At 65.5% G+C, this 22,906-nt stretch carries 19 protein-coding genes; 15 read left to right on the top strand and 4 right to left on the bottom strand.

All coding sequences use genetic code 11. The annotated features are described in order from the left end of the window. Positions 1-125: 125 nt before the first annotated feature. The 4 genes from NU1_RS14100 to NU1_RS14115 all read left to right on the top strand — a co-directional run bounded on the left by NU1_RS14100 (position 126) and on the right by NU1_RS14115 (position 4,384). Complete coding sequence (locus tag NU1_RS14100; protein ID WP_067521478.1) at positions 126-1,523, top strand: EF-hand domain-containing protein; 1,398 nt, start codon at positions 126-128, stop codon at positions 1,521-1,523. A 221-nt stretch (positions 1,524-1,744) separates the two neighbouring features. After that, positions 1,745-1,957: a hypothetical protein gene (locus NU1_RS14105; protein ID WP_067521480.1), complete on the top strand. Its 213-nt coding sequence runs from the start codon at positions 1,745-1,747 to the stop codon at positions 1,955-1,957. A gap of 132 nt (positions 1,958-2,089) precedes the next feature. After that, a complete protein-coding gene (locus NU1_RS14110) occupies positions 2,090-3,613 on the top strand; it encodes a cytochrome P450 (protein ID WP_067521482.1) in 1,524 nt (507 codons plus the stop codon). Positions 3,614-3,622: 9 nt separating this feature from the next. Continuing rightward, positions 3,623-4,384, top strand: a complete 762-nt coding sequence (locus NU1_RS14115) for a TetR/AcrR family transcriptional regulator (protein WP_067521485.1) — start codon at positions 3,623-3,625, stop codon at positions 4,382-4,384. Between the two features lie 190 nt (positions 4,385-4,574). Here NU1_RS14115 and NU1_RS14120 read toward each other — a convergent pair whose 3' ends face one another. The 3 genes from NU1_RS14120 to NU1_RS14130 form a co-directional block, all read right to left on the bottom strand. After that, a complete protein-coding gene (locus NU1_RS14120; RefSeq protein ID WP_245720120.1) occupies positions 4,575-5,879 on the bottom strand; it encodes a DUF2786 domain-containing protein in 1,305 nt (434 codons plus the stop codon). Between the two features lie 508 nt (positions 5,880-6,387). Continuing rightward, positions 6,388-6,930 carry a DivIVA domain-containing protein gene (locus NU1_RS42745; protein ID WP_067521487.1) on the bottom strand — a complete coding sequence of 181 codons (543 nt, stop codon included), beginning with the start codon at positions 6,928-6,930 and terminating at the stop codon, positions 6,388-6,390. 66 nt (positions 6,931-6,996) lie between these two features. Further along, on the bottom strand, positions 6,997-7,662 hold the full coding sequence (locus tag NU1_RS14130) for a TetR/AcrR family transcriptional regulator (protein ID WP_067521490.1): 666 nt from the start codon (positions 7,660-7,662) through the stop codon (positions 6,997-6,999). A 51-nt stretch (positions 7,663-7,713) separates the two neighbouring features. Between NU1_RS14130 and NU1_RS14135 the strand changes: the two genes are divergently transcribed. The 6 genes from NU1_RS14135 to NU1_RS14160 all read left to right on the top strand — a co-directional run bounded on the left by NU1_RS14135 (position 7,714) and on the right by NU1_RS14160 (position 15,205). Further along, complete coding sequence (locus tag NU1_RS14135) at positions 7,714-9,207, top strand: flavin-containing monooxygenase (protein WP_067521492.1); 1,494 nt, start codon at positions 7,714-7,716, stop codon at positions 9,205-9,207. A gap of 159 nt (positions 9,208-9,366) precedes the next feature. Continuing rightward, positions 9,367-9,723, top strand: coding sequence for a preprotein translocase subunit YajC (gene yajC, locus NU1_RS14140; protein WP_067521493.1), 357 nt, complete (start codon positions 9,367-9,369; stop codon positions 9,721-9,723). Positions 9,724-9,824: 101 nt separating this feature from the next. Beyond that, positions 9,825-11,543, top strand: coding sequence for a protein translocase subunit SecD (gene secD / locus NU1_RS14145; RefSeq protein ID WP_067521495.1), 1,719 nt, complete (start codon positions 9,825-9,827; stop codon positions 11,541-11,543). Between the two features lie 2 nt (positions 11,544-11,545). After that, entirely contained in the window at positions 11,546-12,751 is a 1,206-nt protein-coding gene (gene secF, locus NU1_RS14150) for a protein translocase subunit SecF (protein WP_067521496.1), read from the top strand. A gap of 114 nt (positions 12,752-12,865) precedes the next feature. Further along, positions 12,866-14,602, top strand: a complete 1,737-nt coding sequence (locus NU1_RS14155) for an ABC transporter substrate-binding protein (RefSeq protein WP_067521709.1) — start codon at positions 12,866-12,868, stop codon at positions 14,600-14,602. 30 nt (positions 14,603-14,632) lie between these two features. Further along, positions 14,633-15,205, top strand: a complete 573-nt coding sequence (locus tag NU1_RS14160; RefSeq protein ID WP_157552232.1) for an adenine phosphoribosyltransferase — start codon at positions 14,633-14,635, stop codon at positions 15,203-15,205. A 30-nt stretch (positions 15,206-15,235) separates the two neighbouring features. On the opposite strand, the gene NU1_RS14165 is transcribed toward NU1_RS14160, so the two are convergent. Continuing rightward, positions 15,236-15,526, bottom strand: a complete 291-nt coding sequence (locus NU1_RS14165) for a hypothetical protein (RefSeq protein ID WP_067521498.1) — start codon at positions 15,524-15,526, stop codon at positions 15,236-15,238. 293 nt (positions 15,527-15,819) lie between these two features. Between NU1_RS14165 and NU1_RS14170 the strand changes: the two genes are divergently transcribed. The 5 genes from NU1_RS14170 to NU1_RS14190 all read left to right on the top strand — a co-directional run bounded on the left by NU1_RS14170 (position 15,820) and on the right by NU1_RS14190 (position 22,904). Next, positions 15,820-17,418: an ABC-F family ATP-binding cassette domain-containing protein gene (locus NU1_RS14170; RefSeq protein ID WP_067521500.1), complete on the top strand. Its 1,599-nt coding sequence runs from the start codon at positions 15,820-15,822 to the stop codon at positions 17,416-17,418. A 251-nt stretch (positions 17,419-17,669) separates the two neighbouring features. Further along, entirely contained in the window at positions 17,670-20,042 is a 2,373-nt protein-coding gene (locus tag NU1_RS14175; protein ID WP_067521502.1) for a RelA/SpoT family protein, read from the top strand. 73 nt (positions 20,043-20,115) lie between these two features. After that, the gene (gene ppnP, locus NU1_RS14180) at positions 20,116-20,397 is read left to right on the top strand and encodes a pyrimidine/purine nucleoside phosphorylase (RefSeq protein WP_067521503.1); all 282 of its coding nucleotides are present in this window, start codon (positions 20,116-20,118) and stop codon (positions 20,395-20,397) included. Positions 20,398-20,515: 118 nt separating this feature from the next. After that, on the top strand, positions 20,516-21,235 hold the full coding sequence (locus NU1_RS14185; RefSeq protein WP_067521505.1) for a 2'-5' RNA ligase family protein: 720 nt from the start codon (positions 20,516-20,518) through the stop codon (positions 21,233-21,235). A 103-nt stretch (positions 21,236-21,338) separates the two neighbouring features. Then, on the top strand, positions 21,339-22,904 hold the full coding sequence (locus NU1_RS14190; protein WP_084521342.1) for an FAD-binding oxidoreductase: 1,566 nt from the start codon (positions 21,339-21,341) through the stop codon (positions 22,902-22,904). Positions 22,905-22,906 lie beyond the last annotated feature (2 nt).

Here is a 22,906-nt window from a genome sequence, read left to right on the forward strand (position 1 = left end):
CCCGTGATTCGCCAACTTGCTGCGGGTGGCGGTATGAGCCTGGAAAATGGTCGCGTCAACTGCACGCCAGTGAGTTAGCCGTTTGATCGCCATCACCTCGGAACGACGACCATTCAGGAGCGACCATGGACAGCATCGATAAGAGCCCACTGTTGCGAACGAGTATGCGGGAGTGGCGACTGGCATTGGTGGTGTGGCGAACCCTGGTGCTACAGACGTCGCATCCGGTGGTGGCCGCCGGGGTGGCGCGGCACTCGACCTACCACGGCCATCCATGGCGGCGCTTCCAGCACACCCTGGTCAGTACCGGGCGACTCGCCCTCTCCGACAAGGACACTCTCCGTCGAGAGGTGGCCCGACTGAACCGTTCCCATCTGCGCATCAACGGTCGCGACCACACCGGCAAACCATATTCCGCGCAAGATCCGGCCGCCCGGGGCTGGGTGCTGGTAACCCTGTACGACGCGGTCCTCACCATGCGCCGCCTCGCGGGCGAGCCGTTCACCCCGGCGGAGATGGACCAGCTGTATTCCGAGTTCGGGGAAATCACAGCCGCTTTCGGCCTGCCGCCCGGTTGTCTCCCCGCCTCCGCCGCCGAGGTGCCCGCCTATATCGACAAGGTCATTCGCGATGAACTCGTCTACGACGAACAAACGCACTATCTGTTGCGGCACATGTTGCGGGATGCGCCCGCGCCCGGGCGGATACGTTATCTGGGACCGGCCTGGCGACCGATCCGAGCGGCCATTGCCCGGTTCGTCACCGCACTGACTCTCGCCGATTTGCCGGTCGCTTATCGGGAGCGGTTCGGGCTGCGACGAAAGTGGCGGCACGCGGTGGTTTCGTATGTGGCGCATCGCGGAACTCGCGTGATTGCCACACGGCTGCCGGACCGCTGGCGATACCAGCCGATACCCGACGGCTCCGGCCCCGTCGCGGCCCCGTCCGGGCGCCTGGTGGCGCTGCCCGCGTTGCTGCCGCGGAACCGGGATGCGCGCAAATCGAAACTGAACCATTTCTTCGCGCAGGTGCTGGACCAGACCGGCGACGGTTTCATCGAGCGCAAGGCCCTGCAGACCATGGCGCGCAATGTGTGCCAGCAACTGGAGTTGAGCGAGGAACGCGAAGCGCGGGTTCTCGAGGCTTTCAATGGCTGGTGGGAGCAGATGAGCTCGACGATGGACACCAATGGCGATGGCCGGATCAGCCGTGACGAATTCGTCGACGCGACCATCCGAGGCTGCGATACCGACCCGACCTACCTCGACCGCGGCGTACACCAGGCGATGCGCACCGTATTCCGGGCCGCCGACACCGACAGCAATGGTGTGCTCGATGTCGACGAGTACCGCGTCCTCTTCGGCAAACGCGTTCACCCGGCCGAACTGACGCACGGTTTCCGGCAACTCGATCGCGACGGCGACGGCACCGTCACCGAGGACGAGTTCATTATCGGGTTCACCGAATTCTTCACCGCCCGTACGCGGCTCGCTGCGGGCAACCACCTGCTCGGCGCCCCGTGAGCGCCGTGGACTGAGCGAATCCGGGCGCGTACGGAGACCGCGGCGCACCCGGTGCTCTGTCGACCAGGAATCCTGCCGACACCATCGCGGACCAGCCGATCCCTCCGTCGAGCGTGCGGACCGGTGTGCCGACGGTGCGGTCGGTTTCACCGCGACACGCCGTCCCTCGTGGTTGTACTCGCCGCAAGGGGGTATCCGGCCAGCGATAAGGGAGGTTCACCATGTTGGCTATCGCGGCCGCTGTGTCATTCGGACTCGCATTGCTACTCAATCTGACCGATGCGTCGTTGGGCGACACGTTCGGTGAGAGCACGTTCGTGGTCATCGGGCTAATACTCATCGCATTGCATCTGGGCGGGATCGGCTCCGGTACGCGTGCCGGTATCGGTGGCGGTGGCGGCCGCTCGTGGAACTGGCGGCGCACACGTAGGTGATCGCGCGGTCGTGATCGCGCTCGACGCGGGCGGGGTCACTGTCGGCCATTGACCGAGACGTGATGTCTCACTACCGTGAGTGAGACATCACGTCTCAGTTCTCCTGGAGAACATGGCTAGGGAGCCAGGGCTATGGCCGAGAATGTCGATTCGAAACTACATCCACCGAAGTGGACACCGACCTTCATCCGATGGCACCGCACATCGGTCAGCTGGCGTGAGTCACTGCGTATGTCGCTGGGAATCATCCCGCGGGTGCGCGACCACACCGTGCTCGACTATGTCGCCAACCTGCCCGGTCAGGACGACGTTCTGGTGGCGCGGGTGCCGTTCGCGAAATTCGTCGTGGTGCGCAGCCCGGAGCTGGCGCGGCACGTGCTGGTGAACAACCAGAACAACTACATGAAGAGCCCCGAGTACGACATGCTCGCGGTCGCGTTCGGACGCGGCCTCGTCACCGATCTGAATGATGAACAGTGGCAACGCAATCGGCGTCTGGTGCAGCCGATCTTCGGCAAACGCAATGTGGACGGCTTCGCACCGCTCATGACGTCGGCGGCCCGCGATGCCGTCACCCGCATTCGTGACCTGGCCGAAGCCGACGGCACCGTCGATGTCAGCGCCGAAATGAACCGTCTCACACTCGATATCACCTCGCGGACCATGTTCGGCACCGATATCACCGGGCCCATGTCGGAGGTGGTGCTGGCGCGCCTGCTGCGGTTCTTCGGCCGCGGCTTCATGACCAATGCCAGCCATCCGCTGCACAATGTCGCGACCTGGCTGCACAAGCGCAGCGGCCGCGACGGTATCGCCGAGAACTCACGCTGGCCCATGCGCATCATGCGGGTCGGCGGCTGGCTGGTCGAACCGCGGGCCATGCGCGATCTGCGGCATGCCGAAAGCGTGGTGGACGGCTTGATCGCCGACCACCGCAGCGGACGTATCGATCGCAAGGACAATCTGCTCGCCCTGCTCATCGACGCCTCCGATCCCGAAACCGGCTACCAGTACAGCGATCAGGAGATCCACGACGAGCTGATGACCTTTATCGGTGCCGGAATGGAAACCACCGCAACGGCTTTGAGCTGGGTGTGGCAGTTGCTCGCCGAGCATCCCGAGGCTCGCGACCGGCTCTACGCCGAGGTCACGCGGGTGCTCGGGGACCGGCACGCGACCGCCGCCGATCTCGACAACCTGCCGTGGACCCAAGCCGTCGTCGCCGAAACCATGCGGGTGCTGCCGCCGGTGATCGGGCTCGCCCGCACCGCCAAAGCGGCCGATGTACTCGGCGGCTACCCGATCGAACCCGGCACCACCGTGGCCATTGTCATTCACGGCGTCCACCACCACGCCCGGGTGTGGGACCGGCCCGACGAGTTCGATCCGAGCCGCTACCTGCCGGACAACCTGGAGCGCCCCCAGAAGCGGGCCTCGATACCGTTCGGCGCGGGTAAACGCATGTGCGTCGCGTCGGGTTTCGCGAGTATGGAGGCGGCGCTGGTGGTGGCCACCTTCGCCCAGCACCTGCGCTTCGACGCGATATCGGAACACCGTGTGCGCAGGCAGGTCTCGTTCACCGGCGGGCCGGACGGGCCGCTGCCCATGCGGCCGGTATTCCGGTCCGACCCGAAGTCACTCGGTCGAGCCATCTAGTCTGGCGGTGTGAAGCGGCCTCCCGATCTGCGGCACCGTCGCCGACGCGGTGGTGCCGGACGCTGGCAGGAACACAATTCGACCCGGCAGCACCTCATCCTCGAATCGGCGGTAGCACTGCTCGAGGAAAACACACCGGGACAAGAGGTTTCGGTGCAGCAGATCGCGGCCCGCGCCGGGCTTGCCCGCTCGGTGATCTACCGGCACTTCGACAATCGCGAGGACCTCGACGCCCATATCCGCGCCTTCATTCTGCGCCGGTATGTCGAGCAGTTCGAGTCCGCGCTGGTCCTCGATCCGGCACAATCCGCCGTCGATGCCATCCTCGCGGTAATGCGCACGGTGGTGCGTTGGGCCGGTGCGCATCCGACGCTGTACCGGTTCGCGCGCAGCGGCGCGGTGGCCGGATACGAGGCGGGGGAGTCCACGCTCACCATCGCCCGGCACCGGGTGGCCGACACGATGTGGCAACGCTTCTCGTCGTGGACCGCGGTGCGCGGTATCGATGTCGAGCCATTCCACCCGCTGGTGTACGGCGTGATCGGTCTGGTCGAGGGCGTGGTCACCGAGTACATCGAGTCCCCACGGAATTCGGCGTTCGCGGATCCGGAGCTGATCGCACGCCTGCTCGCCTCCTCGATCTGGCATCTATTCGCCGGTCACGCCGCCGATCTCGGCTACCACTTCGATCGCTCGGCGAATGTGGCCGCGGTACTCGGGGAGCTGTTCGCCGATGCGGCAGGCACCTGCCCGCCATCGACCGCTGAGTGACATCGCCGATGCGGTGTGGGCTGCCGCTCTCCGCCATCCCGGCGTGCGTTCGGCCAGAAGTAACCGAGAACGGCTGTGGCGCTCGCTGGCTGTGTGGATCCCGGCCAAACGCACGCCGGGATGAGGGGGATAATCGACGCCTCGAACTCCGGTAGCGCTGCGGACTCGGAATCCGGAGCGATACAAAGGGTTACTTCCCGAGCGGTCGTCGGGCCTCGAGTCGCGCCCGATCGGCGGCTGTACGGCCCGCATCCCAGCCCTCGGCGCTGCGAATGGTGACCCCACGGCTGCGCGTACGCGGAAACAGCGTGTCGAAGGCCGCGTCGACCGCGATCTGATGCGAAGCCAATACCGGCAATAACCGTTGTGGCTCAGCGGATTCCGCGATGGTGGTCGCGGTGGCCGCCGCCAGTCGCTCGCCGATGCGGGTCGCGTAGGAGACCAGGAACGCCTTGCGGAACGCGCGGCTGCGCGCCTCATCGCCGCGTGTTTCCCGATTGCCGCTCGCGATCATCGCGCGGGTGGCCTGCACGAGCAGGGAGGTGGACAGCAATTCGACCGCGTCCAGATCCGCTTCGTCGCCGACAACGGTGACAAAGCCCCACTCCGAGGCGAAGATGGCGCGGCCGCGATTGGCCTGGGTGACCACATCGATCAAGAGCGCCTTGGCGTCCAGGTACGGCGTTTCCAGCCAAATCCGCCGCGCTCCAGGCAGATCGGCGACGGAGCTATCGGCGTCAACCAGCACCCGATCGAGTGCGTACTTGGTCATCAGCTCCTGCGCCTTGGCCGACAGGGCCTCCGCCTCATCCGGATAGGACGTCGACTCGGCCTTGGCGAGCAGGCCGCGAACGCGACCGAGCACCTTCTCGTCGACGTGATGGCGCACTTCGGCCTGCGGTCGTGCGGTACCGGGCAATGGCGTAATGAGTTCGAGCTTCGGCAGCACGATCAGCACGGCCAGGGCCTCGATTACGGCGGTGAGCGCTTCCGTGCTGGTGAGCATGTGCTTCGCCGCCCATTGGCCCAGATGCGGTGCCGAATCCGACCACCAGGTGTCGGCCGCCAGTTCGCGCAGCTGCGCGAGCCAGGTCTCATCGACGGTGGCGGGCGCGAAGGGTGCGAGATAGGCGGCCATGACGTCGGTCAGGAAGCTGACCGCGAAGGTATCGACGCGGCGGTGCGCGGCGCGAACGACATCCGCGGGCAGCCAACCGTTCTGAAAGGCCCGCGCGATGAGATGCCGACCCGCTGAGTGCGCGCCGAGCTCCACTGCCGAAACGATCGCGTCGACACCGGCGAGCTGGGCGGCGAAGCGGTTCGCGACAGTCGAATCGCCCTGTGCGGTCTCCCCGGCCGCGGCCATGATCGCGTTCGCGATCTGCTCCACGGTCGGTTGCGCCGTGCCGGACACACCGTGTATCGCCCAGAAGTCGGCGCCGCCCTGTCCGGCCCGCCGCTTGGCCGCCCGATGCTTTCGATTCGGCTTACCCACGGCCGTCGACCCCATCGAGCATCGAGCCGCCATCGCCTGTCACGATCACCGACGATATTTCACCGGGGCCCGCATCGGCCTCGGCAGGGCCACTCGACACCCGTTACACGATGGCGACGGCCGAGGCGCACGCCGGTGGTCCGGGTCATCCCTGGTCCGGTCGCCGTCGAAATGAGGGACACCTCCGGATGCGCCGGACCGATTCTCGGGCCTACCGTCGAGCCGCGGAGGTCCCCATGAGGTCGGCAACAATCCCACCGACGGCTATCGGGGCGTACGCCGTGGTCGCGAGGTTCGCCTTCGCGGCTGTGGCCGTGCGCGACAATCCTGTTCGACGAGCTATCGCAACATGCGCTCGCCGAAATCGAGCGCGCCGCAACGGAATTCCAGATAGGCCAGGTCGCCCGAATCGTGGCGGCATTGGCGACGGCGGTACTCGCGACGGCCGCCGCGCTGACCTCTTACCGCGCCCGGGTGCTGACCGCCGATTCGCAATGAGCGGAGTACCTCAAAGAAAGTGGTCGAGCTGGTGGGCGACCAGGTCGAGAAAGGCGTCCACCTCTTCGCGGTGGTAGGACGACGCGCCCTCCGCCGCGATATGAAACGTCATGTGCCGCACATCTTCTGCGGTGAGCCTACTCGGGCCGTCGTGGGCGAGGGTTGCGGCCAAGCGATCCAGGAACGCGCCGACCTCCTCCACCGCGTAGCCGGGTAGGCCGAATGGCGGGGAAGAGAACTGGATACGCAGGACATCGTCGTGGGTGAGGGTCTCCGAATCGTTCACCCCTGGAATACGTCGACGGCCGCGGCGCAGGTACTCCAGTTCGATGCAGACATGATCGAGGAAATCGTCGACCTGCTCCTGGTCGTAGCCGCGATGGCCGAACGGCGGTGTGCCGAAATGAGCTTGGCGGATATCGGCGGCCGATAGGTGATCGCGGCCGAGGAGCGTATCGGCGATGCGCTCACGAAACGCATCCACCTCGGCCGGGTCGTACCCGTGGTGGCGCGCTTTGCCGAATCGTTTGCGGCGGACTTCCTCGGGAGTCACGCGGGCAATTGTGCAATGCGGCCCGCGACCGGCTGTGGCCGAGGTCGGATAACGCCGATCGGTCGCTCAGTCCTTGCGCACGCCATCGATGAGCAGACGCCGAATCGCTTGCGTCATATCGGACATCGCGTTCTCGTCGGGATCGCGCATACCGTGCAAAATGGCCGCCAGAATCATACCGGTGACGGCTCTCGCGGTATTGCGGGTGTCCAGATCGGCGCGCAGGTACCCCATATCGACGCCGTGCTCGAGGTAGCCCGCGGTGAGCATATCGGCGGTATCGAGCAGCCCGTACAGCCGCATTGTCAGTTCCTTGTCGATACCGGTGGCCTGGAACAGCAGCAGCTGTGCCACGCGCCGGTCCTCCAGGAAGATCACGTTCAGCGCCCTGCCGATGCGCTCGATCTGCATCCGGTACTCGGCGAGGCTGGTGGCCGCGTCGGGGGCGTTGTCGGTGCCCAGTGCCTCGACGATGCGCGCGGCCAGATCGTCGATGACGTGATCGATGATGTCGCGCTTATTGGAGAAGTAGCGGTAGAAGGTGCCGTGCCCGATGCCCAGCTCAGTGGCGATATCAGCGATTCCGGTGGCGTGGTAGCCCTGCTCGGCGAATAACGCGAACGCGGCGTCGATGATCTCCTGGCGGAGTTCGGCCTTGCGGCGCTCGATTCTCGAGGATGGCTTCGTCACGAAGCCGATGATACGGTGTTCACAAACGGAATGAGATGTCATTTCGTGATACGTACATCAGTTTCGTGACAGGACCAGCTAGGGAGGTTCGGCGTGGCACCTCAGTACGACGCCATCGTGGTCGGTGCCGGATTCGGCGGTATGGGTGCGGGAATCGAGTTGGATCGGCTCGGCCTGAGCAACTTCGTAATCCTCGAGCGCGAGAGCGATCTCGGCGGCACCTGGCACGTCAACCGCTATCCGGGCCTGGCCGTGGATATCGCCTCGGTCACCTACTCGTACTCGTTCGAGCCCAACCCGCACTGGACACGACTGTTCGCACCGGGCGCGGAGCTGAAGAAGTACGCCGAGCACGTGGCCGATAAGTACGACCTGCGACGCCGCATGCACTTCGACACCGTGGTCGGCGGCGCCCGCTGGGATGAAGAGCAGCAGCACTGGGTCGTCGCCGTCGAGAACGGCGCATCCCTCACCGCGCGCTACCTCATGGCGGCCACCGGCTTCCTCTCCCAGCCCTACACCCCGCCGTTCCCGGGTATCGACACCTTCGCGGGCAAGATCATCCACACCACCGCGTGGGACGACTCCTATGACCTGACCGGTACCAAATCCGCCATTATCGGTACCGGCGCCACCGCCGTGCAGCTGATTCCGGAGGTCGCCAAGCAGGCCGCCGCGCTCACGGTCTTCCAGCGCACCCCGATCTGGGTGGTGCCCAAGGTCGACGCCCCCATCTCACCGCGGGTGCAGTCGCTGTTCGAGCGAGTTCCGTTGACGCAGAAGGCCGCTCGCCTGGCGAACACCGCCATGCTGGAAGCCCTCATGGTCGTCGGCGTCCTGCATTTCAAGCAGGCCAAGCCGCTGAACAAGGCCGCGGGTGTCCTCGCCAAGGCCCATTTGCGGGCCCAGGTGCGCGATAGGGAAACCCGTAAGAAGCTCACGCCGGACTACGACTTCGGCTGTAAGCGGCCCACCTTCTCCAACACCTACTTCAAAACCTTCAACGAGCCGCATGTGCGCCTGGAGACCAACTCCATCGACCACATCGAGCCCGATGGCATCGTGACCGCAGACGGCCACAAGACCGAGATCGACACCCTGATCCTGGCCACCGGCTTCAATCTGTGGGATGTGAACTTCCCGGCCATCGAGATCATCGGCCGCGACGGACTCAACCTCGGAAAGTTCTGGCGCGACAACCGCTTCCAGGCCTACGAGGGCATCACCATCCCGAAGTTCCCGAACTTCATCTGCCTCAACAGCCCGTACTCCTACAGCGGCCTGTCGTACTTCACGACCATCGAGGCGCAGATGAAGCATATGGGCCGCCTGTTCACGGAGATGTTCCGCCGCGGCACTCAGATCTTCGAGGTCACCGAATCGGCCAATGCCGGTTTCCTCGACCGCGTCACCGAGAAGCTCGACTCCTCGGTCTTCTACGGCGGCCAGTGCTCGACCGCGCGCAGCTACTACTTCAACCAGCACGGCGAAGCCGCGCTGCTGCGCCCGACCAGCACACTGAACGCCCACCGCGAGGCTTCGAACTTCCCGCTGGACGACTACGAATACGAAGAAATCTCGGCGTAAACGCCCTAGGGGGTCGTGCGGGCGGCGGGTCGGCGCCGTCCGCACGGCGCGCCTGTGCGAAGAGTTGGGGCCAACCCGATGTGGCAGTGGCCGCGACAGCTGGCAGACTGTGTGGGAAACGCACCCATCCCACCACTTGACTAGGGGCTGACTTCGAGAATGGACCTTCTGCTTCCGCTGCTGTTGGTTGCGCTGCTTGTCCCGATGTTCCTCGGCGTCCGTCGCCAGAAGCGCGAGATGGCCAAGGTTACCGAGATGCAGGAATCCCTGAAGGTCGGCGACCGTGTCACGACCACTTCGGGCCTGTACGGCACCATCGTCGAACTCGACGAGACCACCATCGATCTGGAGATCGCCGAGGACGTCGTCACGACCTGGCTGCGTCAGTCGATTCGCGATGTCCGCACCGACGATGTCACCGACACCGTCGAGGAGACCGCGACCGAGATCGACGAGCCTTCGCCGAATGTCGTCGAGGCACCGGCCGACGAGACCACTCGCCTGACCAAGGACTGACCTTCATCGCGCCCCGTCGCCCCACCCGCACCGGGTGGGCGGTGGGGCAGCGGTGTGTTCACTCGTCCCAACCTTCGATTCCCGCCTAGGAGATACGAACCGTGCCACCTTCCCAAGGATCGGCGCGTTCCTGGCGCCTCCTCGGCGTCTGGGCCGCGCTGGTGGCCGTGATCTACTCGCTGATCTTTTTCACCGGTGATCACTCGCTCACCCCGAAACTGGGCATCGACCTGCAGGGCGGCACCCGGGTCACCTTGACCCCACGCACCCCCGACGGCGGAAAGCCCAGCCAGGACAGCCTGCGCAAGGCGCAGAGCATTATCGAGCAGCGCGTGAACGGACTCGGCGTCTCCGGCTCCGAGGTCGTCATCGACGGTGACAATCTGGTGATCACGGTGCCGGGTGACAGCGGCTCCCAGGCGAAGACCCTGGCCACCACTGCCAAGCTGAACGTGCGACCGGTGCTCGGACAGCCCATCGCCGCGCAACAGCAGGGTGATACGCCGAATCCGACGGAGCCACAGGCCCCGCCGCAGGACGGCACGCCACCGGCCGAAACTCCACCGGCCGAGACCCCGGCCACCGACGCTCCGGCGACGGACGTTCCGGTAGCGCCGGCCAGCGAGGAACCGGCCGCGCAGAACCGGATCTTCCCCGCGCAGAACCCGACACCCACTCCGACGCCGGAACCGGGTAACGGCACCGTTCAGCAGCAGGTGCAGCGGGAGATCGCCGAAGCGAAGGCATTGCGGCAGAGCACCGATCCGCAGACCCAGCAGCTGGCCATGCTCACCATGGACTGCACCAAGCCGGATCCCCTCGCAGGTAATGACGATCCGAACCTGCCGCTGGTCACCTGCAGCACTGACGGAGAGTCGGTATACCTGCTCGACAAGACCCGCCTGGACGGCCAGGAGATCAAGGACGCCACGCCGCAGATGGATCAGGCGCGCTGGGTCGTGAATATCGAATTCAAATCCGCCGGTGGCGAGACCTGGGGTCAGCTGACCAACGAGTACTACCAGAAGCAGCTGGCCTTCGTCCTCGACTCCCAGGTCGTCAGCGCACCCGTCGTACAGGCCGCCGGTCAGTTCAGTGGTTCGACGCAGATCTCCGGATCCTTCAACAAGGACACGGCGACCGAACTGGCGAATACCCTGAAGTACGGATCGCTGCCGCTGTCGTTCACCACCTCCGAGGCCGAAACCGTCTCGGCGACATTGGGTTTGTACTCACTCAAGGCCAGTCTGATTGCCGGTGCCATCGGCATGATCGCGGTGCTGCTGTACTGCCTCCTGGTGTACCGACTGCTCGGCGTGCTCGCCGGATTCTCGCTGCTCATGGCGGGTGCCGCGGTGTACGGGCTGATTGTGCTGCTGGGCCGCTGGATCGGCTTCACCCTCGACCTCGCGGGTATCGCCGGTCTGATCATCGGTATCGGTTTGACCGCGGACTCGTTCGTGGTGTTCTTCGAACGAATAAAGGACGAGATGCGTGAGGGCCGTAGCTTCCGCTCGGCCGTGCCGCGCGGTTGGCAGCGCGCGCAGCGCACCAACCTGTCCGGTAAGACCGTCAGCTTGATCGCTTCGGTCGTGCTGTACTGGCTGGCCGCCGGTCAGGTGAAGGGCTTCGCGTTCACCCTCGGCGTCACCACCGTGCTCGACGTTATCGTGCTGTACCTGGTGACCGCGCCCATGCTGCTGATGGCCTCGCGTTCGCCGTTCTGGGCCAAGCCGTCGGTCAATGGTCTCGGCGTGATGTCGGTGATCGCCCGGGAGCGCAAGGCCGCTGTCGCCGCCGCCGCGGTGAAGGAGGCGTGAGGATGAGCAAGTCGGGTATGGATACCGAAATCGACTACGTCGAACCGACCGACGCGCCGCGTCACGGATTCTTCGAGCGGCTCTACACCGGTACCGGCGGTTTCGAGATCGTCGGTCGCCGGAAGCTCTTCTACTCGATGGCCGCCGCCTTCGTACTGATCTCGCTGCTGAGCATTGCGGTGCGCGGCTTCACCCTCGGTATCGACTTCGCCGGTGGTTCGCGCATTCAGCTGCCGTCCGCGGGCGTCAGCGTCGAACAGGTGGAGACGGTGTACAGCGACACCATCGGCCACGACCCGGTGACGGTGCAGCGAGTCGGTTCCGGCGAGTCGGCCACCATTCAGGTGCGCTCCGACACTCTGGACGCCGCGCAGGCCGATGCCCTGCAGGGTGCGCTGTTCGAGGCGTTCCACCCGGTGGACAACACCGGGACTCCGAGTATCGCGTCGATCAGTATCGCCGAGATCAGTGAGACCTGGGGCGATCAGGTCACCAGGCAGGCGGTGATCGCCCTGCTGGTATTCGTCGTTCTGACCATGATCTACATCGCGATTCGCTTCGAACGCGATATGTCGGTCGCGGCCATCGTGTCACTGTTCTTCAACCTGATCGTCACCGCGGGTGTCTACTCGCTCGTCGGTTTCGAGGTGACCCCGGCCGCCGTTATCGGTCTGCTCACCATCCTCGGCTTCGTGCTCTACGACAACGTGGTTGTCTTCGACAAGGTGGAGGAGAACACCCGCGGTGTCCTGCACCTGAACCGGCGCACCTATGCCGAGCAGGCGAACCTGGCGGCCAACCAGACGATCATGCGCTCGATCAGCACCACCGTCATCGGCATTCTGCCGATTGTCGGGCTGCTGATCATCGCGGTATGGATGCTCGGCGTCGGCACCCTCAAGGACCTGGCACTCGTCCAGCTCGTCGGCATGATCGTCGGCACGTACTCGTCGATCTTCTTCGCGGTGCCGCTGCTGGTGTCGATCAAGGAGCGCTGGGGTCCGGTGGCCGCGCACACGCGGAAGGTGCTCGATAAACGCTCCGGTGTGGCGACCACTCGGGTCGGTACGGCCGCGGCACAGCGCGCGGGTACGGCCGCTCGCTCCGCGGTGCCGGTCGGCGGGGCTTCGGCTCCGCGCTCGCGGACCACGGAGGGGCCGCGCCCAGGAGCGCGCCCGAGCGGGAAACGAACCAAGAGACGGCACTGAGGCCCGGGGGGTTTGCATAGCGTGGGACCGTCCGGAACCGAAGCGACGGAACAGGATAGGGGCGCGCACCGGGCAACGGATGCGGTGCGCGCCACCCAGGTGGGCGGGAGCGAAGTGGTACTGAGCAGTCCAGCGGTCCGTCCCGGTCGGCTCGCGCGCGGTGTGGCCCTCGTGGCGGCGGGCGCGCTCGCGGCCGGTGCCCTGGCGGGTTGCGCCGGGAAGAATCAGGTGCCCTCCATCGGCTACGGCGTCGACGCGGTGGTCGCCAGTTACAACGGCGGCACCACACTCGGCGCGAGTAGTGGTGCGGCAGCGGTGTTTCCGCGGGTGCTGACCGGATTCTTCTATACCGGTCCGGACGGCCAACAGGTCGCCGACACCGATACCGGCACCGCCAAGGAGGTGCCGGGCGAGACGCAGACCATCCAGTACCGGCTCAATCCGGACGGAATCTGGTCCGACGGCACCCCCACCGCCTGTGACGATCTCGTGCTGGCATGGGCGGCGCGCGGCGGTCGTTTCACCACACCCGGTCCGGGCGGGCCGGTTCCGCTGTTCGGCACCGCCAGCACAGCGGGTTACTCCGATATCGAGCGGGTGGAATGTCAGCCCGGCTCCAAGGACGCCACAGTCAGCTTCCGGCCGGGTCGTAAATACGCGGCCTGGAAGACGCTGTTCGCCGCGGGTGAGCTCATGCCCGCGCACGTGGCGGCGTCGGCGGCCAACGTGTCGGACGTGGTGTCCGCGGTGCAGGGCGGCGAGCCGGGTGCCGTCGAGCGCATCGCCGATTTCTGGAACAACGGCTGGACGCTGACGCCCGGCAAGCTGGATGCCTCGGTATTGCCCTCCTCGGGGCCGTACCGGATCGAATCCTTCACCTCCGACGATGGTCTGGTACTGGTGAAGAATGAGAAGTGGTGGGGTAACGCGGCTAAGACCCCACGTATTGTGGTGTGGCCCAAGGACTTCGATCTGAAATCCAAATTGTCGGATAATGCCGTCGGCGTCCTGGATATCGGCGCGGGCTCCCTGGCCGACGCCGAGCTGGGCGGCTTCAGCGTGCAGAACCTGCCCGGTCGCGGTGCCGAACAGTTGGTGCTCTCGACCGGCGGCGTATTCAGCTCCGCCGAGGCGCGCCGCGCCCTGGCGCTGTGCACCCCGCGTCAGGATCTCTACGACAAGCTCGGGCATCCGGACTTCGAGGCCAGTGGTGGGCTCGGTTCCGGACCGCTGAATTCGCGAACCCTGCAACAGGATTCGCTGTACTACCCATCGGTGACCGGTGCTGCGAACCGCTACCTCAATAGTGATGTGGCGGCGGCGCAGCAGGCCCTGGGCGCGGCCCGCGTGCAGAACCCGACGATTCGGATCGGCTATCTCGCTCCGGACGCGCGCCGCGCGCAAACCGTACAACTGATCGCCGACGCCTGTCGGCCCGCCGGTATCACCGTGGTGGATTCCGGCGGCCCGGACTTCGCTCCGGCGCAACTGGCCGAGGGCAGGGTGGACGCTCTGCTGGGTGGGACCGCGTCCCTGCCGGGCCCGTCCGGTTCGCTGCCTGGTGTGGATGCCGCCGCGGCACTACGGGGTGGTCAGGGCCTCAATTTCGGCCGATTCGATAATCCCCGTTACGATGCCATCTCGGATCAGCTTGCGACGGAGGAAAATTCGACGACAGTGCTGAATCTGCTGACCGAGCAGGAAAACCTGCTGTGGAACGAGATGCCGTCGATTCCGCTACTCGCCACGCCGCGCACGATTGCCTTCGGTGACGGTATGGAGAACGGAATCGCCAACCCCGCCAAGGCTGGTGCGGGCTGGAATATGGACCGCTGGGTATTGCAGCGATGAGCCGCGGCGAGGTGATGAGGAGTGGGTGGATTGAGCAAGCATGAGTTGGTGGAGTCACCGGAGTTGGCCGGTGAGCGTGCGGCCCGCGCCGAGGATGCGGTACAGCGGCTGACCCGCTGGCACGATGATTTCCCCACCCCGGGAGTGCGTTTCGCGGATCTGACCCCGGTATTCGCTGATTCCGAGTCCTTCCGCACGGTGCTGGACTGCCTCGCGGGCTGCGCACCGGAGGCCGATCTGGTGGCCGGTGTGGATGCGCGCGGATTCCTGCTGGGCGCGGGTGTGGCCGCATTGCTCGGCACCGGTGTGGTGGCGGTGCGCAAGGCGGGCAAGCTGCCGCCGCCGGTGATCTCGCGGGAGTACACCCTCGAATACGGTTCCGCCGCACTGGAAATCCCGGCCGACGGTATCGACCTCGCGGGCCGCAATGTGCTGCTGCTCGACGATGTACTCGCCACCGGTGGCACCCTGGCCGCGGCGGCGGCGCTCTTCACCGACGCCGGGGCCCACGTGGTCGCCGCCGCCGTGGTGCTCGAACTCGGCTTCCTCGGCGGCCGTGACCGTCAGGGTGATTACCCCCTGACGTCGATCGTCAAGCTCTGACGACGTTATCGTGCGTGACACGGACTGGGATCAGGACACGATACGCGCGATAATTCCGGTGACGACCAGCCAGAATATGGCGGCCAGACCGTAGTTGACGATGATGTCCAGGTCGGCGTTCCCGGTGTTGAACAGCCCCGGGAAGAACAGCGCCAGCGGTTCGGCCCATCCCTTGATAAGGGTGAAGAACCGATTGGTCTGGTCGGCATCGAAGACCAGCATCAGGATGTAGATGGCTTCGATGAGCGCAAACAGGGCACCGATTCCCGAAATAATGCGGGCGCCGGTGCCCCGGTATGTGGTTTGGTACGCGTAAGGCATGTGGTGGGAATGCCCTTCTCTCGACGGTCGAAACTGTCGGGGTCGGGCCACCATCAGGCTGAGAAGCTGGTCATGACCGGCTCGAAGATCGCGCTGTCGGTGAGTCGGAGCCGGATCGCTCCGGCCGCGGGGTGGGTCACGAAAATTCCCCTTGCGCCCTCCCGGTCCGGTCGTTACCTTGGGTAAGTCCCATTGCCGTTGATCGGAGACACACACTTGATTTCTTGAGGTTGCGCCCCTGACGTGGCCCGCGTTCGCGCGCCACATCTTCCTGCGTACCTCCGGGAGTGTGTATGTCTAGTACGTTTGTTATCGCTATTTCCGATCTCACCTTTGTATGGCCCGATGGCACCGGAGTCTTCGACGGTCTGAATGCCGCTATCGGCCCCGGTCACGTCGGCCTCGTCGGCAGCAATGGTGCGGGGAAATCCACCCTGCTCCGCGTCATCGCGGGTGATCTGCACTCGGTACGCGGGTCGGTCACCGCCCCCGAGCGGCTCGGATACCTGCGTCAGGACCTCGGTTTGGCCGCGGGCCAACGCGTCGATGAGGTGCTCGGTATCGCCTCCGTTCGGAACGCGTTGCATCGCATCGAATCCGGTGCGGGAACCGATGCGGAGTTCGATATCGTCGGCAGCCGCTGGGATGTCGAGCAGCAGGCGGTGGCGCTGCTGGGGAAACTCGGATTGCACTATGTCGCCGGTGATGTCGCCGCGCTGGATCGTCGCCTCGATACGCTGTCGGGCGGGGAGACAGTGCTGCTCGGTCTGGTGGCCGAACTGCTCCGCGAACCCGAGGTGCTGCTCCTGGATGAGCCCACCAATAACCTGGATCAGGTTGCGCGGCAACGGCTCTACCAGGTGATCGACCAGTTCTCCGGCACTGTGGTCACGGTCAGTCACGATCGTGAACTGCTGGAACGGGTTTCGACCATCGCCGAACTGCGCCACGGCGAGATCCGGTCCTTCGGCGGTAATTTCAGCGAGTACGAGCGGATCGTCGACGCCGAGCAGGAGGCCGCCCGGGCCGCGATCCGGGATGCACGCGGTGATGTGCGCAAACAGGCACGCGAACTGGTGGAGACGCGTATCAAACTCGACCGGCGCCTGCGGTACGGCCAGAAGATGTGGGATCAGAAGCGGGAACCCAAGATCATTATGAATGAGCGCAAACGCCAGGCCCAGGTGTCGGCGGGCAAACTGCGCAACAATCACATCGGCAAACTCGACGATGCGAAGGATCAGCTGACCCAGGCGCAGGAGCAACTGCGTGATGATCGCGAGATTCGCGTCGACCTGCCCGATACCCGGCTCTACCCCGGGCAGGACGTCATCGATCTCGAGGAGGTGACCCTGGCGTGCGGACCGACGGTGACCCTGAAAATCGCCGGACCGGAACGTATTGCGCTCACCGGCCGCAATGGCGTGGGTAAAACCACGCTGCTGCACCGCATTCGCACCGAACCGCCCAAGGTGCCGTGGCGAATGCTCCCGCAGCGCCTCGATATCTTCGACGAGGAGAAGTCCGTCTTCGAGAACGTGGCGGCCACCGCGCCGCACGTGACGGCGGAACGGATCCGAGCACAATTGGCCCGCTTCCTGTTCCGCGGCGCGGATGCTGACATACTCGCCGAAGCACTATCGGGCGGTGAACGTCTGCGGGCCGCGCTGGCCATGCTGCTGCTGGCCGATCCGGCACCGAAACTGCTCCTGCTCGATGAACCGACCAACAATCTGGATCTGCCCAGCCTGCGACACCTCACCGAGGCGCTGGCCGGGTTCCAGGGAGCGCTCATCGTGGTCAGTCACGACCCGCGTTTCCTCGCCGATATCGGCGCGACCCGCGAGGTCGAGCTGTCGGCGCAGGGGCTCGCCGAAATCCCGTTCGGGTAGCGGGATTTCACCGGCACCGGCGGTGTGTCGTGGTCGCGCGAGCGGTGCGGCGTGGCGGCCGGAGCAATCCGGACGCAACGCCGCACCGAACACGGTAGAAATGGGGGAGGAGTCGCGGTACCGGGCTCATTCGAGGCGACGGCGCACACCGTCGGCGACCCCGACGCGAAACCAGGATTAAAGTTGGTGGTCCGGGCAGTTGCACGGGTCCGATAGGGTGGTCCGATCGCGGCCGGGAGAGGTGGTGTTGCATGACTCAGCATTTGGATCAGGCGAATGCCGAGCAATCGAGTACTGGCGACTCCGCGACCCCGCCTACGCCCAATGTGATGCCCGGTGCCCGCCAGGGCGGCGGGCCGGCCGCCGTTCCCACCTCCGCCTCCCGGCGTGTGCGTGCCCGGCTGGCGCGGCGAATGACCGGTCAGCGTGGTATCGCGGCGGTCAAGCCGGTGCTCGAGCCCCTGGCCAGCGTGCATCGTGAGCTATACCCCAAGGCGAACCTGCAGCTGTTGCAGCGCGCGTTCGACGTGGCCGATGAGAAGCATTCGCACCAGTTCCGCAAGTCCGGCGATCCGTACATCACCCATCCCCTCGCGGTGGCCAATATTCTGGCCGAGCTGGGTATGGACACCACCACGCTGGTGGCGGCGCTGCTCCATGACACGGTCGAGGACACCGGTTACTCGCTCGATGAGCTGACCAACGAGTTCGGCCAAGAGGTCGCGCACCTGGTCGACGGCGTCACCAAACTCGACAAGGTCAACCTCGGCGCGGCCGCCGAGGCCGAGACCATTCGCAAAATGATCATCGCCATGGCCCGCGACCCCCGCGTGCTGGTGATCAAGGTCGCCGACCGGCTGCACAATATGCGGACCATGCGGTTCCTGCCGCCGGAGAAGCAGGCCAAGAAGGCCCGCGAAACCCTCGAGGTCATCGCGCCGCTGGCCCACCGCCTCGGTATGGCGACCGTCAAATGGGAGCTGGAGGACCTCGCCTTCGCGATCCTGCACCCCAAGAAGTACGACGAGATCGTGCGACTGGTCGCCGACCGCGCGCCGTCGCGTGACACCTACCTGGCGAAAGTGCGCGCCGAGATCGTCAATACCCTGGCCGCGAGTCGGATCAGCGCCATTGTCGAAGGCCGCCCCAAGCACTACTGGTCGATCTATCAGAAGATGATCGTCAAGGGTAAGGACTTCGACGACATCCATGACCTGGTCGGTATCCGCATCCTCTGCGACGAGGTGCGCGACTGCTACGCCGCCGTCGGCGTCGTGCATTCGCTGTGGCAGCCCATGGCGGGTCGTTTCAAGGACTACATCGCCCAGCCCCGCTACGGCGTCTACCAGTCCCTGCACACCACGGTCGTCGGCCCCGACGGTAAACCCCTGGAAGTGCAGATCCGCACCCAGGACATGCACCGCACCGCCGAATTCGGTATCGCGGCGCACTGGCGCTACAAGGAAACCAAGGGCAAACACTCCAACGACTCGACCGAAGTCGACGATATGGCGTGGATGCGGCAGCTCCTCGACTGGCAGCGCGAAGCCGCGGACCCGGCCGAGTTCCTCGAGTCGCTGCGCTTCGACCTCAAGTCCCCGGAGATCTTCGTCTTCACCCCCAAAGGTGACGTGATCACGCTCCCGCAGAAGTCGACCCCGGTCGATTTCGCGTACGCGGTCCACACCGAGGTCGGCCACCGCTGCATCGGCGCCCGGGTCAACGGCCGCCTGGTCGCGCTGGAACGCCAGCTCGAGAATGGTGAGGTCGTCGAGATCTTCACCTCGAAGGCTCAGAACGCCGGACCCAGCCGCGACTGGTCCAATTTCGTGGTCTCCCCGCGCGCCAAGGCCAAGATCCGCCAGTGGTTCGCCAAGGAACGCCGCGAGGAAGCCCTCGAAGCGGGCAAGGACCAGATCTCCAAGGAAGTCCGCCGCTCCGGCCTGCCGCTCCAGCGGCTCATGAGCGCGGACGCCATGAGCAACCTCGCCCACGAACTGCACTACACCGACATTTCCGCGCTGTACGCGGCCGTCGGCGAAAGCCAGGTCTCCGCGCAGCATGTGGTGCAACGCCTCATGGCGCAGCTCGGTGGCGTCGGTGACGTGGAAAACGAACTCGCCGAACGCTCCACGCCGTCGACCGTGCCGTCGCGTCAGCGCGGTCCCGGTGATGCGGGTGTCGAGATTCCGGGTGCTCCCGGCACGGTCGCCAAACTCGCGAAATGCTGCACTCCGGTGCCGGGCGACGAGATCATGGGCTTCGTGACCCGAGGCGGCGCGGTCAGCGTCCACCGCACCGACTGCACCAACGCGGATTCGTTGCGCACGGAACCGGAACGCATTATCGAGGTGAAGTGGGCACCGTCCCCATCCTCGGTCTTCCTGGTGGCGATCCAGATCGAGGCCCTGGACCGCACCCGCCTGCTGTCCGATGTCACGAAGGTGCTCGCGGACGAGAAGGTCAATATCCTCTCCGCCTCGGTCATGACCTCGGGCGACCGGGTCGCGATCAGCAAGTTCACCTTCGAAATGGGCGACCCCAAGCATCTGGGTCACGTGCTGAACGTGGTCCGCAATGTAGAGGGCGTCTACGACGTCTACCGCGTCACCTCGGCGACCTGACCTGGTACGGCCGTCACGAAATTCGAACCGGTCTTGCTAGTCTGGGCCGTCCGTTCGAATCCGAGGAGAGTCTGTGTTCAAGGTCAACGAGTACTTCGACGGCACCGTCAAATCGGTCGCCTTCGAAGCCGAAGCCGGTCCGGCGACTATCGGCGTCATGGCCCCCGGCGAGTACGAATTCGGCACCTCGTCGCCCGAGATCATGCATGTGGTCTCCGGTGCCCTGACCGTCAAGCTCCCCGGCGCTGCGGAGTGGGAAACCTTCACCGCCGGTTCGCATTTCAATGTCGCGGCCGATAGCAAATTCAATGTGCGGGTTTCGGTCGACACGGCGTACCTGTGCGAGTACCGCTGAGCCAGCGGGCACGAGATTTCGGACGCGGTCAGGCAGCGGTGCCTCGACCGGGTCCGTTTCTCAGCCGTACACCCACCACCCGGTGCGGTGATCGACGCGAGGGGAGTCGGCAGTCCAGTTGAGCGATACCCGGAAATGCTCCTTCCCACCGCTCCCGGCCTCGACCTCCGATCCGGACGTCATCCGAGCCAACGACTGGACCGCCTTCCGCGAGGTCGATTCGCTCCATTCGCACTGGGCGGTGAAGAACTGGCCGCCTGGGCGTTCCGGGCTCTACTGGTACCTGACGTTCGACAACCCCGAGCTGACATCCCTTGCCGCCCGGTGCCAGGGGCATCTCGAATCGAGCGATATCGACCCGGTTCCGCCCACCGGATTGCACATCACCCTGCTCGGTCTCGGTGACACCGACTCCCTCTCCACCGAGGAACTGGTCACCGTCGCCGATCTGACCAGCGAAAAGCTCACCGACATAGACCCATTCGAGCTGCACATCGGCCCGATCACCGGATCTCGCAGTGCCATAAGGCTTTCCGTCGCTCCATGGGATCCGCTACTGGACCTCCACCGAGTGCTGCGCGAGTGCGCCGCCCGCGTCCTGCCCGGAATCCGTCTGTCGGAGACGTCGTCGTTTCGCCCACATATGGGAATCGGATATCTGAACCGTCGGCAGGGCGCCGCGGATCTCATAGCCGAGGTGTCGCGACTGCGGGACCTGCCCCCGGTGCCGGTGCTGGTACGGCAGGTACATCTGGTCGAGCTGTGGCGTGCGGGACACCGGTATCGCTGGTCCGACCGCGCCGTCGTGCCGCTGCGGGATCGGCCGCACACCACCTGAAGGGCCACATACCCGCCCGGCGTCGCCCATCGTCGCCGTTTCGCGCGGTAGTGTACGACCGCTACCGTCGGAGCCGCCCGAAGTATGTGCCTGGGAGAGATCCATGTCTGTGTCGCGTCGCCGATTTCTGGCCGGGTCCGCGCTGGGGACGGCTGCGGGTGCGCTGCGGCTGCCAGTGGCGGGGGCTTCGGAACCGGGGGTGGTCGGGGTCGGTGATGCCGAGTACGCGGCGCTGACACAGCGCGGGTACAACCGTCGGTTCACCGCGCGACCGCGAAAGATCTTTGTGCCAACCAACGCTGAGCAAGTGCGCACCGCTGTCGCGCGCTCGGTGGGTGATGGGCTGCCGATCGCGGTGCGGTCGGGTGGGCATGGGTTCGACGATTTCGTCGATAGCGAGCGGACGCAGGCGATTATCGATCTGGGCCGAATGGACGCGGTGTCGTGGGACGCGACGCATCGCGCGTTCGCCATTGACGCCGGTGCGGATTTGGGCGCTATCTACGAGCGTTTGCTCAGTGGCTGGGGTGTGACGGTTCCGGCGGGGATCTGTAAGGGGGTCGGCGCGGGCGGACATGTGAGCGGCGGGGGATACGGGCCATTGTCGCGGCGGCTCGGATTGGTCGTCGACCATCTGTACGGTGTGGAGGTCGTCACTGTCGACAAAAGCGGTGCGGCATCGACGGTGGTGGCGACGAAGGACGGCCCGCATGCCGATCTGTGGTGGGCGCATACCGGCGGCGGTGGCGGCAATTTCGGTGTGGTGACACGGTTTCTGCTGCGTTCGCCGGATTCCGATGGCACTGATCCGGCGCGGGCGTTGCCGAAACCGCCGGGCAGCATGCTGTCCACGCGCCTGATGTTGCCCCTGGCCTCCGAGGAATCGTTTCTGCGTTTCGTCGGCAACTACATCGCCTTCTTCGAGCGGCACAGCGCACCCGGTGATCCGTTCACCGGTCTGTACGCCCCGCTGCATCTCAAGCCGGGCATCGCCGGTTCCGATGTGCTGGTTCTGCTCGACGCGGACCGGCCCGACGCTCAACAAATGTTCGACGAGTTCGTCGCCGCGGTGTCGGACGGGGTCATGCCCGCACCGATCCCGCTGCCGACCACCCGGGCCTCCTACGCCGACACGGTCGCGAATGTCTACTACGCCAAGGGAATGCCCGGTTTCCGGGTCAAGGTCAAGTCCGCCTACCTGCGCAAGGCGTACACAACGGAACAGCTGCGAACCCTGTACCGGTATCTCACCGACCTCCGCTTCCTCGGCGAGTCACAGGTGGAATTGCTGCCTTTCGGCGGTGCGATCAATGCGGTGGCGTCCGACGCCACCGCCATGCCGGCGCGGGATTCATTCATGAAGATGCTCATCCACGCCGCCTGGCGCAACCCGGCCGACGACGAACGGTTCGTCGCGTGGGCCCGCGAGATGTTCCGCGAGGTCTACGGCGGCACCGGTGGTGTGCCCGTGCCGAACGAGTCGAACGGCGGCAGCTATATCAACTACCCGGATCCGGATCTGGCCGACCCGCGATGGAATACCTCCGGGGTGCCGTGGCACGCCTGCTATTACGGCGGCAACTACGAACGGCTGCGTGCGAGCAAGGCGCGTTGGGATCCGAATACCGTCTTCGGGCACAGCCTTTCGCTCGACCGACCGCAGTGGTGAGC

This window comes from Nocardia uniformis NBRC 13702 (assembly GCF_001613345.1).
Lineage (GTDB): Bacteria > Actinomycetota > Actinomycetes > Mycobacteriales > Mycobacteriaceae > Nocardia > Nocardia uniformis.